Source organism: Kitasatospora sp. NPDC096204 (genome assembly GCF_044763205.1).
GTDB lineage: Bacteria > Actinomycetota > Actinomycetes > Streptomycetales > Streptomycetaceae > Kitasatospora.
Genome location: NZ_JBIWFT010000009.1, coordinates 174,247 through 187,489, shown reverse-complemented (window position 1 = coordinate 187,489; position 13,243 = coordinate 174,247). Strand labels below are relative to the sequence as shown.

The 13,243-nt window shown below is 69.5% G+C and carries 12 protein-coding genes and 1 riboswitch; of the genes, 7 read left to right on the top strand and 5 right to left on the bottom strand.

The features are described 5' to 3' along the window. Positions 1–267: 267 nt before the first annotated feature. From coxB to ACIQ87_RS12675, 4 genes are all read left to right on the top strand, one after another. Complete coding sequence (gene coxB, locus ACIQ87_RS12690) at positions 268–1,122, top strand: cytochrome c oxidase subunit II (protein ID WP_392869423.1); 855 nt, start codon at positions 268–270, stop codon at positions 1,120–1,122. Further along, complete coding sequence (gene ctaD, locus ACIQ87_RS12685; RefSeq protein WP_402405394.1) at positions 1,119–2,894, top strand: cytochrome c oxidase subunit I; 1,776 nt, start codon at positions 1,119–1,121, stop codon at positions 2,892–2,894. The genes coxB and ctaD overlap by 4 nt, the downstream gene beginning before the upstream one ends. Further along, entirely contained in the window at positions 2,894–3,310 is a 417-nt protein-coding gene (locus tag ACIQ87_RS12680; RefSeq protein WP_392869420.1) for a cytochrome c oxidase subunit 4, read from the top strand. The genes ctaD and ACIQ87_RS12680 overlap by 1 nt, the downstream gene beginning before the upstream one ends. Positions 3,311–3,482: 172 nt before the next feature. Continuing rightward, the gene (locus tag ACIQ87_RS12675) at positions 3,483–4,739 is read left to right on the top strand and encodes an Ig-like domain-containing protein (protein WP_402405392.1); all 1,257 of its coding nucleotides are present in this window, start codon (positions 3,483–3,485) and stop codon (positions 4,737–4,739) included. Between the two features lie 8 nt (positions 4,740–4,747). Here the strand turns inward: ACIQ87_RS12675 and ACIQ87_RS12670 are convergent, their stop codons facing one another. The 5 genes from ACIQ87_RS12670 to ACIQ87_RS12650 form a co-directional block, all read right to left on the bottom strand. Continuing rightward, complete coding sequence (locus ACIQ87_RS12670; protein WP_402405390.1) at positions 4,748–5,119, bottom strand: GntR family transcriptional regulator; 372 nt, start codon at positions 5,117–5,119, stop codon at positions 4,748–4,750. Between the two features lie 119 nt (positions 5,120–5,238). Next, positions 5,239–6,900 carry a cytochrome bc complex cytochrome b subunit gene (locus ACIQ87_RS12665; protein WP_402405388.1) on the bottom strand — a complete coding sequence of 554 codons (1,662 nt, stop codon included), beginning with the start codon at positions 6,898–6,900 and terminating at the stop codon, positions 5,239–5,241. After that, entirely contained in the window at positions 6,897–7,949 is a 1,053-nt protein-coding gene (locus tag ACIQ87_RS12660; RefSeq protein ID WP_402405386.1) for a Rieske 2Fe-2S domain-containing protein, read from the bottom strand. Before ACIQ87_RS12660 ends, ACIQ87_RS12665 begins: the two co-directional genes overlap by 4 nt. An 8-nt stretch (positions 7,950–7,957) precedes the next feature. Continuing rightward, a complete protein-coding gene (locus ACIQ87_RS12655) occupies positions 7,958–8,767 on the bottom strand; it encodes a c-type cytochrome (RefSeq protein WP_360353819.1) in 810 nt (269 codons plus the stop codon). Positions 8,768–8,954: 187 nt separating this feature from the next. Then, positions 8,955–9,575 (bottom strand): heme-copper oxidase subunit III, encoded by a 621-nt coding sequence (locus tag ACIQ87_RS12650; RefSeq protein ID WP_049651835.1) that lies wholly within the window; start codon positions 9,573–9,575, stop codon positions 8,955–8,957. A 396-nt stretch (positions 9,576–9,971) separates the two neighbouring features. Between ACIQ87_RS12650 and ACIQ87_RS12645 the strand changes: the two genes are divergently transcribed. From ACIQ87_RS12645 to ACIQ87_RS12635, 3 genes are all read left to right on the top strand, one after another. Then, the gene (locus tag ACIQ87_RS12645; protein WP_402405385.1) at positions 9,972–10,397 is read left to right on the top strand and encodes a hypothetical protein; all 426 of its coding nucleotides are present in this window, start codon (positions 9,972–9,974) and stop codon (positions 10,395–10,397) included. A gap of 118 nt (positions 10,398–10,515) precedes the next feature. Continuing rightward, complete coding sequence (trpD, locus tag ACIQ87_RS12640; RefSeq protein ID WP_402405383.1) at positions 10,516–11,592, top strand: anthranilate phosphoribosyltransferase; 1,077 nt, start codon at positions 10,516–10,518, stop codon at positions 11,590–11,592. A gap of 108 nt (positions 11,593–11,700) precedes the next feature. Continuing rightward, a riboswitch (SAM riboswitch) is annotated at positions 11,701–11,819 on the top strand. A gap of 52 nt (positions 11,820–11,871) precedes the next feature. After that, complete coding sequence (locus ACIQ87_RS12635; protein WP_402405381.1) at positions 11,872–13,242, top strand: aminotransferase class V-fold PLP-dependent enzyme; 1,371 nt, start codon at positions 11,872–11,874, stop codon at positions 13,240–13,242. The last annotated feature ends 1 nt before the right edge of the window (position 13,243 follow it).

The following is a 13,243-nucleotide window of genomic DNA, read 5'->3' as shown; positions in this document are numbered from 1 at the left end:
GGCCGTCACGGATGTCGTCCGAGGTCATCCCCCGATCGGGCGTACGGACCTCGAATGCCTGCGATGACCTGCGGCGCAGCCCCTGCCGGGCCTGATCGGGCTAGCAGGCGGCGCGTTACCGGGGGCTGCCCGTCAGGAGCGCATAAGGCTGGAGTAGGGTTTGGCCCGCATAAGCATTCAAACCGTGCCCGTGGACGGGTCGCCGGGGAGGCTCACACTCCTCCCCGGGGCGACGCGAAGGCGGGCGAGACTTCGGGAAGGCGCTACGTGAGTCCCAACGGCTCCGACCGCTCGCCGCGGCGCACGATGCGGCGGAAGCTGCCTCAGGCGCTGGCACTGGGCCTCGTCATCGCGACCGCCACCGGCTGCTCGGCCAACGACCTCCCCAGGCTTGGCCTCCCGAGCCCCGTCACCGAGGAAGGGCCCATGGTCCTCCGGATGTGGCAGGGCTCCTGGATCGCGGCGCTGGTGGTCGGCGTACTGATGTGGGGTCTGATCATCTGGAGCGTGATCTTCCACCGGCGCAAGCGCACCGGCGTGGAGATCCCCCCGCAGACCCGGTACAACGTGCCCATCGAGGCGCTCTACACCGCGGTCCCCATCATCATCGTCTCGGTCCTCTTCTACTTCGTCGCCCGCGACGAGTCGAAGCTGACGCAGGTCTCCGAGAAGCCGCAGCACTACGTCAACGTGGTCGGCTTCCAGTGGAGCTGGGCGTTCAACTACGAGAACACCGAGACCCCCGACCCGGCCAACAAGGACGCCGCGTACGAGGTCGGTACGCCCAAGGACGCTCCGACGCTCTGGCTGCCGGTCAACGAGAAGGTGCAGTTCCGCCTCACCTCGCGTGATGTCATCCATGACTTCTGGCCCGTCAACTTCATGATGAAGATGGACGTCGTGCCGGGCGTGGTGAACAAGTTCGAGGTCACGCCGACCGTCAAGGGCGAGTACATGGGCAAGTGTGCCGAGCTCTGCGGCGTCGACCACTCGCGCATGCTGTTCAACGTCAAGGTCGTCGACCGCGCCGACTACGACAAGCACCTGGCCGAGCTTCGCGCCAAGGGCCAGAACGGTGCGGTGCCCTCCGGCCTGATCACCATGGGAAGTGAAGAGAAGTGACAATCCTCAACGAGCCCGCCGCGGCCGGCGGGGGCGCCGAGGCCGTCACGGTCGGGGCGCAGCGGACCCGGAAGCCGGGTTCGACCATCATCAAGTGGATGACCACCACTGACCACAAGACGATCGGCACGCTGTACCTGGCCACGTCGTTCGCCTTCTTCCTGATCGGTGGCATCCTCGCCCTGGTCATGCGCGCCGAGCTGGCTCGTCCCGGGACCCAGATCCTGTCGAACGAGCAGTTCAACCAGGCGTTCACGATGCACGGCACGATCATGCTGCTGATGTTCGCGACGCCGCTCTTCGCCGGCTTCGCGAACTGGATCATGCCGCTCCAGATCGGCGCCCCGGACGTGGCGTTCCCGCGTCTGAACATGTTCGCGTACTGGCTGTACCTCTTCGGCTCGACCATCGCGGTGGCGGGCTTCGTCACCCCGAACGGCGCCGCCGACTTCGGCTGGTTCGCCTACTCCCCGCTGTCCGATGCCGTGCACTCGCCCGGCATCGGCGGCGACATGTGGATCATGGGTCTGGCCTTCTCCGGCTTCGGCACGATCCTCGGTGCGGTCAACTTCATCACCACGATCATCTGCATGCGCGCTCCCGGCATGACGATGTTCCGGATGTCGATCTTCGTCTGGAACGTCCTGCTGACCTCGGTGCTGATCCTGCTGGCCTTCCCGGTGCTGGCCGCCGCGCTGTTCGCCCTGGAGGCGGACCGCAAGTTCGGAGCCCACGTCTTCGACCCGGCCAACGGCGGGGCGATGCTCTGGCAGCACCTGTTCTGGTTCTTCGGCCACCCCGAGGTGTACATCATCGCGCTGCCGTTCTTCGGCATCGTGTCCGAGATCATCCCGGTCTTCAGCCGCAAGCCGATGTTCGGCTACTCCGGCCTGATCGCGGCCACCATCGCGATCGCCGGTCTGTCCGTGACGGTGTGGGCGCACCACATGTACGTCACCGGGCAGGTCCTACTGCCGTTCTTCTCGTTCATGACCTTCCTGATCGCGGTCCCGACCGGGGTGAAGTTCTTCAACTGGGTCGGCACCATGTGGAAGGGCTCGCTGAGCTTCGAGACCCCGATGCTCTGGACGGTCGGCTTCCTGGTCACCTTCCTCTTCGGTGGTCTGACCGGTGTTCTGCTGGCCTCCCCGCCGATCGACTTCCACGTCTCGGACTCGTACTTCGTCGTCGCCCACTTCCACTACGTGGTCTTCGGCACCGTCGTCTTCGCGATGTTCGCCGGCTTCCACTTCTGGTGGCCGAAGATGACCGGCAAGATGCTGGACGAGCGCCTCGGCAAGATCACCTTCTGGACGCTGTTCTTCGGCTTCCACACCACCTTCCTGGTGCAGCACTGGCTCGGCGCGGAGGGCATGCCCCGCCGCTACGCCGACTACCTGGCCTCGGACGGCTTCACCACCCTGAACACCGTCTCGACCATCGGCTCCTTCGTGCTCGGCCTGTCGATCCTGCCGTTCCTCTACAACGTCTGGAAGACCGCCAAGTACGGCGAGAAGATCACCGTGGACGACCCGTGGGGCTTCGGCCGCTCGCTGGAGTGGGCGACCTCCTGCCCGCCGCCGCGGCACAACTTCCTCACCCTCCCGCGGATCCGCTCCGAATCCCCGGCCTTCGACCTCCACCACCCGGAGATCGCCGCGCTGGACTACCTGGAGAACCACGGTGAGCCGGCCAAGCACCTCGCCGGCGTGACCCCGGCGAAGTACGACGCCCCGAAGCTGGACAAGGGCAACAAGGAGGGCGACGCCTGATGAAGGAACAGGGAAAGATCTTCCTGGGCCTGTCGGTCTTCGTGCTGGCGATGGCCCTGACCTACGGTCTGTGGACCAACCACTCGGACCTCGGCATCGAGGCCGCCGGCACCACCGCGCTGTTCCTGGCCTTCGGCCTCTGCGCGTTCATCGGGTACTACCTCGCCTTCACCGCCCGCCGGGTGGACAGCGGCGCGGGTGACAACCCCGAGGCCGAGGTCGCGGACGACTCCGGCGAGCTGGGCTTCTTCGCCCCGCACAGCTGGCAGCCGCTCTCGCTGGCGCTCGGTGGCGCGCTCGCCTTCCTGGGCGTGATCTTCGGCTGGTGGCTGATGTTCTGGGCCGCCCCGATCATCATGATCGGCATCTTCGGATGGGTCTTCGAGTTCTACCGGGGCGAGAACCAGAACCAGTAGGGTTCCCGTTCCCAGCACCAGGGCCGGTCCTCCCGCACGGGAGGACCGGCCCTGCTGCATCTTCCGGGGGGACGGACTCACTCCGATGGGTGAACCGGTAGTCCCTCGGATGTCGCTTCACCAGGTGGCGTTCCTACGATCTGATCAATCGGGCGAACCTTCGGAGGCGGTCATGGCCGACAGGCGCGGAGTCGCAACTCTCGGCGGCATCTCGCTGGCCCTCGCGGTGCTGGCCCCCCTGGCCGCCTGCACGGCCGGGGAGGAGGAGCCCGTCGGACCGCACCGGGTCGACGCGGCCCCGCTGGTCCACGTCTCCGCGGAGGACAAGGCCGACCCGTCCCAGCCGGTCACCGTGACCGCCGTCAAGGACAGCCGGCTCACCGACGTCACCGTGGTCGGCCCGGACGGCCGGGTGGTCGCCGGGAAGCTCGCCGAGGACCAGCGCAGCTGGCAGACCACCGGCCGGCTGAAGGCCGCCACCGCGTACACGGTGCGGATCTCCGCCGACGACGGCAAGGGTGGCCGCGGCGACACCACGGCGAACTTCAGCACCCTCGCCGGCCAGCGCGTGCTCACCGCCAAGCTCGGCCCGGACTCCTCCGGCAGCGGCGTCTACGGGGTCGGCCAGCCGCTCACCGTGCAGCTCTCCGAGGCCGTGACGGACCCGCAGGCCCGCCTGGAGGTCGAGCACGCGCTGACCGTCGGCTCCCAGCCCGCCGTCACCGGAGCCTGGTACTGGGTGGACGACAAGAACCTGCACTTCCGCCCGGAGACCTACTGGCCGGCCGGGACGACCGTCTCGCTGGCCTTCGACGGCACCGGCAGCCGGATCTCCGACGGCCTCTACGGCGGTGACCGCAGCTCGCTGAAGCTGCGGATCGGCGAGCGGGTGGAGTCGGTGATCGACGCGGGGACCCACGCGCTCACCCTGACGCGCAACGGCGAGGTGCTGCGGACCATCCCGGTCACCACCGGCAAGCCCGGCTTCGACACCCGCAACGGCGTCAAGGTGGTGCTCGGCCAGGAGCGCTCGGTCCGGATGAACGGCGAGACCATCGGCATAGCGGCGGGCAGCGCGGAGTCGTACGACCTCGACGTGAAGTGGGCCACCCGGGTGACCTGGAGCGGCGAGTACGTCCACGCCGCGCCCTGGTCGGTCGGCTCGCAGGGCATCGAGAACGTCAGTCACGGCTGTACCGGCATGAGCACCGACAACGCCGAGTGGTTCTACCAGCACACCAGGGTGGGGGACCTGGTGACGGTGGTGAACAGCCGCGGCGGCGCGATGGAGCCCTTCGGCAACGGCTTCGGGGACTGGAACGTCGCCTGGACGGAGTGGGTCAGGCACAGCGCCGCCGGACAGCCGGTCAACACCACCGCACCGGTCTCCCAGGCCCCCGCCGCGGGGATGATCCGTCCGGAGCTCTGACGGGCCCGTCAGAGCTCCGGGTAGGCCAGCCGCAGCGCGGTGTCCACGGCGGCCAGGGCGTCCGCGTGGGAGACGCCCAGGCGGTGCGCGCGGGCGGCGTACTCGGCGGCGGCCTCGGCGGCCAGCCGGTGGGCGGCGTCCCCGGTGGCGGCGATCAGCGTGCCGCGCCGGCCGTGGGTCTCCACCACGCCGTCCGCCTCCAGCTCGCGGTAGGCCCGGGCGACCGTCCCGGCGGCCAGACCCAGTTCCTCGGCCAGGGCCCGGACGGTGGGCAGCCGCAGCCCGGTCGGCAGCTCGCCGGAGCGGGCCCGCTCGGCGATCTGGGCGCGGATCTGCTCGTACGGGGGAGTGGCCGAGACGGGGTCGACGGAGAGCTGCACGGGGGCTCCTGGTGGCGCGAGCGGGTACGGGGCCGGCTGGTTCGGAAAAGGGCCGAGGGCCGCCGACCAGAAGAACTCTGGTCAGCGGCCCTCGGGGTGACTCGGTGGTGCCTACGGGATCAGTGGTGGCCGTGGCCGCTGGTGATCTCGTGGTGCTCCTCGGCGGTCGGCTTGGGGATCTGGCTGCCCTCGCCGTAGAAGCCGCGGGAGAGCTTGGCCCGGGTGCGGGTGAGGACGCCGGCCTTGCGGGCCACGCCGTTCTCGTCCGTCTGGGCCGGCAGCTCGACCGGCTGGATCTGGTCGTGCGCGGTGAGCTTGTACAGGTCCTGCTGCGGCAGCTGGGCGTGCACCTCGATGAACTCGCCGTGCGGCAGGCGCTTGATGACGCCGGTCTCGCGGCCGTGCAGCACCTTCTCCTTGTCGCGGCGCTGGAGGCCGAGGCACCAGCGCTTGGTCACGATGAAGACCACGACCGGGACGACGAAGAAGCCGACGCGGACGAAGTAGGTGACCGAGTTGATCGACAGGTGCAGGTGGGTGGCGAACAGGTCGTTGCCACCGGCCATCAGCAGGATCAGGTAGAGGCTGATCCAGGCGGCACCCAGGGCGGTGCGGACCGGGGCGTTGCGCGGGCGGTCCAGGATGTGGTGCTCGCGCTTGTCGCCGGTGATCCAGCCCTCGATGAACGGGTAGGCCGCGATCGAGACCAGGACCAGCGGGAAGATCGCCAGCGGGACCATGACACCCAGGTTGAGGGTGTGGCCGCCCCAGACGCTGATCTCCCAGCCCGGCATGACACGGATCAGACCCTCGGAGAAGCCCATGTACCAGTCGGGCTGGGCGTCCGTGGAGACCTGGTCCGGACGGTACGGGCCGTACGCCCAGATCGGGTTGATCGTGGCGATCGCCGAGATGACGGCGATGAGGCCGAACACCAGGAAGAAGAAGCCACCGGCCTTGGCCATGTAGACCGGCATCAGCGGCATGCCGACGACGTTCTTCTCGGTCTTGCCCGGGCCCGCCCACTGGGTGTGCTTGTGGTAGAAGACCAGGATCAGGTGCGCCACCAGCAGGCCGAGCATGATGCCCGGGATCAGCAGCACGTGGATGGTGAAGAACCGCGGCACGATGTCGTGGCCGGGGAACTCGCCCCCGAACAGGAACATCTGGACGTAGGTGCCGATCAGCGGGACGGCGAGGATCGCGCCTTCCATGAAGCGGATACCGGTGCCCGACAGCAGGTCGTCCGGCAGGGAGTAGCCGAAGAAGCCGTCGAACATGCCCAGGACCAGCAGCAGGAAGCCGAAGACCCAGTTGATCTCACGCGGCTTGCGGAAGGCGCCGGTGAAGAACACGCGCATCATGTGGACGAGCATCGCGGCCACGAAGACCAGGGCGGCCCAGTGGTGGATCTGACGGATCAGAAGACCGCCGCGGACCTCGAAGCTGATGTCCACCGTGGAGGCGTAGGCCTCCGACATCGGGATGCCCTTGAGGGGCACGTACGAGCCCTCGTAGACGACCTCGGCCATCGAGGGCTTGAAGAACAGCGTCAGGTAGACACCGGTCAGGATGATGATGACGAACGTGTAGAGGCAGATCTCGCCCAGCATGAAGGACCAGTGGTCCGGGAAGATCTTCCGCAGGTTGGCCTTGGCGAGGGAGTAGATCCCCAGCCGGCCGTCAGTCCAGTCAGCCGCGGCTTCCCACTTGTTGGCGGGCTTCTCACGCGTGCTGGAGGGCTTGGCGGCACCGGTCGTGGTGCTGCTCGCGCTACTCATCGAGCACGCTCCCAGTAGCTCGGGCCGACGGGCTCATCGAAGTCGCCGGTGGCGACCAGGTTGCCCTTCTCGTCAGTGATGATCTTCAGCTGCGGCAGCGGGTGACCGGCCGGGCCGAAGATGACGCGGGCGCCGTCCGCCAGGTCGAAGGTCGACTGGTGGCAGGGGCAGAGCGCGTGGTGGGTCTGCTGCTCGTACAGGCTGATCGGGCAGCCGACGTGGGTGCAGATCTTGGAGTAGGCCAGGATGCCCTCGAAGCCGAGGTCCTTGGACTTCTCGTCCTTGATGTCCTCGGGCGCGATCCGGACCAGCATCAGGGCGTCCTTGGCGATCCGCTGCTGGAAGTCCTCGTCGTGCGTGGACAGGCCCTGGGGCATGGCGAAGGTGAGCGAGCCGACGACGATGTCCTCGGGCTTCATCGGCTGCATGGTGTTCATGTTGATGAGCGCCAGCGGCTTGGTCTCGGTCGCCTCCTTCCAACCGGTCTCCTTGAGCTTCTTCTCGGGAAGCGGGCCGAGGTCACGGAGCAGGACCACGCCGGAGAGCGGGACCAGCGCCATGGAGCCGATCAGGGTGTTGCGGATCATCTTGCGGCGGCCGAAGCCCGACTCGGCGGCACCGGTCTTGAACTGCTCGATGACGTCCGCGCGGACCTCGTCGGAGGCCTCGATCGGGTGACGCTCGGCCGGCATCTCGACGTCCGACATCAGGGTGCGGGCCCAGTGGACCGCGCCCGCGCCGATCATGAACAGCGCCACGCCCAGGGTCAGACCGAGCGCGAAGTTCAGCGCGCTGACGTGACCGAGCGGGAAGATGTAGACGATCTTGTCCGGGTCGATGGCCACGTACGAGGCGATGAAGCCGACGGTGGCGAGCATCGAGATCACGAACATCAGCGAGACCTGGCGCTCGGCGCGCTTGGCGGCCCGCTCGTCGATGTCGGTGCGACGGGGCTCGTGGGCCGGCAGGCCCGGGTCGGCGAACGGGCTGCCGTGGTCGGCCACCTCGCCGGCGGAGCCGTGCGGCTCCGGGAGCTTCTCTTCTGACATGTCGTGGCTCATGACTTCTTGGCCTTGGTGGTGTGGGCGGCGACCCAGATCGCGACCGCGATGAGCGTGCCGAGGCCGAAGATCCAGCCGAACAGACCCTCGGTCACCGGACCGAGGCTGCCCAGGGTGAGACCGCCGGGGTTGGGCTCATCGTTGGTGGTGTGGCGGACGAAGGCCACGATCTGCTTCTTCTGCTCCTCGGGCATGGTGGTGTCCGGGAACGACGGCATGTTCTGCGGGCCGGTCTGCATGGCCTCGTAGATGTGCTTGGCGTCCACGCCCTCAAGCGACGGGGCGTACTTGCCCTTGGTCAGGGCACCACCCTGGCCGGCGAAGTTGTGGCACTGGGCGCAGTTGGTGCGGAACAGCTCGCCACCCTTGGAGATGTCCTCGGGGTTGGTCGAGGTGAACTGCTCCTCCGTCGGGGTCACCGGGCCGGGGCCGAGGGAGGCGACGTAGGCGGCGAGCTGGTCGATCTCGGCCTGCGTGTAGATGTTCTTCTTGCGCGGGACCTGCGCGCCGGGCTGCTGGGCGGGCATGCGGCCGGTGCCGACCTGGAAGTCGACGGCGGCGGAGCCGACGCCGACCAGGCTCGGACCGTCACTGCTGCCCTGGCCGTTCAGGCCGTGACAGGAGGAGCAGCCCACGGCGAAGAGCTTCTTGCCCTCATCGATCGCGAGCGACTGCGCGGCGACGTCGGCCTGCGCCTTGTCGGCGGGCGCGAACGCGGCGTACAGCCCCCCGGTTGCCGCCAGGGCGAGAAGTAGGACGACCAGCGCCGCCAATGGGTGGCGCCGTCGTGCGGAGAGCTTTTTCACGGAATAACCCCGGTGTCAGGATCTGGTCGACTGGTGGGTGCACCCGGCGGCCGGTCTGGCCGGCACGAGGCTGCCTGTCTAGGGCTGCGCGCGCGGTCGGTCGGTGGGAGCGTCGGCACCGGCAGAAGCGGCCCGTCGCCGGTGAGGGCGGGGGCCGCAGCCGGTGGCCAGCGACCTGATCAGCTGGTTACTTGATCAGGTAGATGGTCGCGAACAGGCCGATCCACACGACGTCGACGAAGTGCCAGTAGTACGACACGACGATCGCGGCGGTGGCCTGCTCGTGCGTGAAGCGCTTGGCTGCGTACGTCCGTCCCAGGACCAGCAGGAAGGCGATCAGACCACCCGTCACGTGCAGCCCGTGGAAGCCGGTGGTCAGGTAGAACACCGTGCCGTACGGGTCGGAGGACAGCGAGAGGCCGTCCTTCTTGACCAGCTCGGTGTACTCGAAGACCTGGCCGCCGATGAAGACCGCGCCCATGGCGAACGTGAGGATGAACCACGCCCGGAGCTTCTTCACGTCACCACGCTCGGCGGCGAACACACCGAGCTGGCAGGTGAGCGAGGAGAGCACCAGGATCGTGGTGTTGACCGAGGAGAAGGGCACGTTGAGGGCGTGGGCCTTCTCGGTCCAGAACTCCGGCCCCTTGACGGAGCGGAGCGTGAAGTACATCGCGAAGAGGGCCGCGAAGAACATCAACTCGGAACTGAGCCAGACGATCGTTCCGACGCTGACCATGTTCGGCCGGTTGACCGATCCGTGCGCGTGCCCGGTTTCTACTGCTGTTGCTGTCGCCACGACGGACATTATGTCGGTCCCTTATTCCGTCTTCACGTCGGGGGGTGTCCCTCGGAGTGTCCGGTGCGTGCGGTATGCCCGCTTGGGGGGCGGCGCGGGGGTCGGACGCGGGCTGAGCAGCGGCGTGTCCCTTTTCTGATGGTTCCTCGGAGGGGCCCGCGACCCCGTTGCCCAGCGCGTCGTTGCACGGCCGGAGCAACCTCGGGAGGTAGGGGACGGGGCCCGGGGTCGGCCGTACGGGTGGACCGGACGGGATCGGGTGACGGGCCGTCCTCCGGGTGGGTGGGCCGGGGTGCGGCCCGCTTGGCCGGGAAGGTGCGCGAGGAGGACTCGGCGGGCGGTGATCGGGAGTAGCATCCGGATCAGGCGAACGTGGTCCGGATCACACTTGAGGGAGCAGGGCCCATGGCGTACACGACCGATGAGATGCTCACCGTCCTCGTCTACAGCGACGACCGCAACACCCGTGAGCAGGTGCTGACGGCGCTCGGCCGCCGGCCCGCCGAGGACCTTCCGGAACTGACCTACCTGGAGTGCGCGACCACCCCCGCGGTGCTCAAGGCACTGGAGAAGGGGGGAGTGGACCTCTGCGTGCTGGACGGTGAGGCCGTTCCGGCGGGGGGGCTGGGCCTCGCGCGCCAGCTCAAGGACGAGATCTACGGCTGCCCGCCGGTGCTGGTGCTGATCGGCCGGCCGCAGGACTCCTGGCTCGCCGCCTGGAGCCGGGCCGACGCGGCCATCTCCCACCCGGTGGAGCCGGTGGCGCTGGCCGAGGCGGCGGCCACCCTGCTGCGGGCACGACTGGCCAAGCGGACTCCGGCCGTCCGCTGAGGGCGGCCCCGGCAACTGGAAAAGACAGGGGTAGAAGCGCAGGCTCCGCTCGATAGGCTGGCTCCATCCGTACGGACGTCCCCCCGGAGTGGGGAACCGACAACAGCTGGAGTCAGCCATGGTGAACGTGAACCCTGCGAACGGCGGTAGCGACCCCGCGCAGGTGGTCCGCACCTGGCCGGACCTCCTGGCGGCACTGTTGCAGGGGCAGGACCTCGACCGCTCGTCCACCGCGTGGGCGATGGACCGGATCATGAGCGGCGAGGCGTCCCCCGTACAGGTGGCCGGGTTCATGATCGCGCTGCGGGCCAAGGGCGAGTCGGTCGAGGAGATCGGCGGCCTGGTCGACGCGATGTACGCGCACGCCGAGCCGCTGGACATCCCCGGCCCGGCGGTGGACATCGTCGGCACCGGCGGCGACCGGGCGAAGACCGTCAACATCTCCACCATGTCCGCGATCGTCGCGGCGGCCGCCGGCGCCAAGGTGGTCAAGCACGGCAACCGGTCGGCCTCCTCGAGCAGCGGCTCCTCGGACGTGCTGGAGAAGCTCGGGGTGGCGCTGGACCTCTCCGCCCGGCGGGTCGCCGAGGTGGCCGAGGAGGTCGGGCTCACCTTCTGCTTCGCGGCGAAGTTCCACCCCTCGATGCGGCACGCCGCCACCGCGCGGCGCGACCTCGGGGTGCCGACCTCCTTCAACATCCTCGGCCCGCTGACCAACCCGGCCAAGGTCACCGCGCACGCCATCGGCTGCTTCGACACCCGGCTGGCCGGACTGATCGCCGGGGTGCTGGCCGAGCGGGGTGCGACGGCGCTGGTCTTCCGCGGCGACGACGGGCTGGACGAGCTGACCATCACCACCACCTCGCAGGTCTGGCTGGTGCGCGACGGGGTGGTCACCCGGACCGCCTTCGACCCGCGGGACGTCGGCATCGAGCTGGTCGGCATCGAGGCGCTGCGCGGGGCCGACGCCTCGTACAACGCGGAGGTCGCGCGGCGACTGCTGGCGGGGGAGCACGGGCCGGTCCGGGACGCCGTCCTGCTGAACACGGCGGCGGCGCTGGTCGCGCTCGACCTGAGCGACGCACCGCTCACCGAGCAGCTGGCGGCCGGCATGGAGCGGGCCGCCAGGGCGATCGACTCCGGCGCGGCCCAGGACCTGCTGCGGCGTTGGTCGGAGGCCACCAGCCGGAGCTGACACGGCAGTTGAGGGGCCTGTGGGAATTCCTCCCGCGGGCCCCTCGCGCTGTCCGGATGCCGGACGCCCGTTTGACCGCCCGATGGGCGCGGCCTAGAGTCTTCGCCAGGTCATGAGTGACAGCGCGAAGCCCCAGCTTGCTGTCCGGCAACCCTCCGTCCGTGGCGGGGTGCCCTGGGTGAGGACCGGGTCGTCACGGCAAGCCGTCCGTGCGACAAGCGCGGACGCCGGACGAATGACACTCCCGGGGTCCCTTGCCCCGTGAAGGAGTGCATCCTCATGTCCCCCATCGCCACCGACATCTGCGCCGCCCCGCTCGCCGTCCTCGGCACCGACGTCCAGGTCCCGCTCGCCAGCGGTGAGAAGGTCGGCTACGCGGCACTCGACTACGCGGCCAGCTCGCCGGCGCTCCAGCGGGTGTGGGACGACGTCGCCGCCTACGCGCCGTACTACGGCAGCGTCCACCGCGGGGCCGGGTACCTCTCCCAGCTGTCCACCGACCTGTTCGAGCAGAGCCGCCGCACCGTCGGCGAGTTCCTCGACCTGCGCGAGGGCGACCAGGTGGTCTTCACCCGGGCCACCACCGACTCGCTCAACCTGCTGGCCGCCGCCGTTCCGGCCGGCACCCGGGTGTTCGCCTTCGAGACCGAGCACCACGCCTCGCTGCTGCCCTGGGCGCACGCCGGACTGGACGTCACCTACCTGCGGGCGCCGCGCTCGCGGGCCGAGGCGGTGGCCGCGCTGGACGCCGCGCTCGCCGAGGCGCCCGAGGGCCCCAAGCTGCTCTGCGTCACCGGCGCCTCCAACGTGACCGGCGAGCTGTGGCCGGTCGCCGAGCTGACCGGGACCGCGCACCGGCACGGCGCCCGGGTGGTGCTGGACGCCGCCCAGCTGGCGCCGCACCACCGGGTCTCGGTACGCGAACTGGACGTCGACTGGATCGCCTTCTCCGGCCACAAGATCTACGCGCCGTTCGGCGCCGGGGTGCTGGCCGGCCGGGCGGACTGGCTGGACGAGGCCGAGCCGTACCTGGCCGGCGGCGGGGCGACCCGGACGGTGGCCCGGGAGGCCGACGGCTCGGTGGCCGTGCAGTGGCACACCGGCCCGGCCCGGCACGAGGCCGGCTCGCCGAACGTCATCGGCGCCTACGCGATCGCCTCGGCCTGCCGGGCGCTGACCGAGGCCGGCTTCGACGCGCTGGAGGCCCGTGAGCGGCAGCTGGTCGCCCGGCTGACGGCCGGGCTGGCCGAGATCCCGCAGGTCAAGGTGCTGAACCTGTTCGGGGCCGACTCCGCCCGGGTGGGCGTGCTGTCCTTCGTCGTCCGGGGCTGGAACAGCTCGCACTTCTCGGCCGCGCTCTCGGCCGAGTACGGCATCGGGGTGCGCGACGGCCTGTTCTGCGCCCACCCGCTGGTGCGCACGCTGCTCGGGGACGAGGACGTCGCGCCGTCCGAGTGCGGGGCGCCCGAGCCCTCGCTGCCGGGCGAGCGCAGCCTGAACGCGATCCGGGTGAGCTTCGGCGCCGGGACGCCGGACGAGCACGTCGACCGCTTCCTGACCGCCGTCCGGGAGCTGGTCACGGACGGTGCGGCGTGGAACTACCGCAACGAGGGCGGGCGTTGCGTCGCGGACTCTCGGCGCGAGGGCTGAC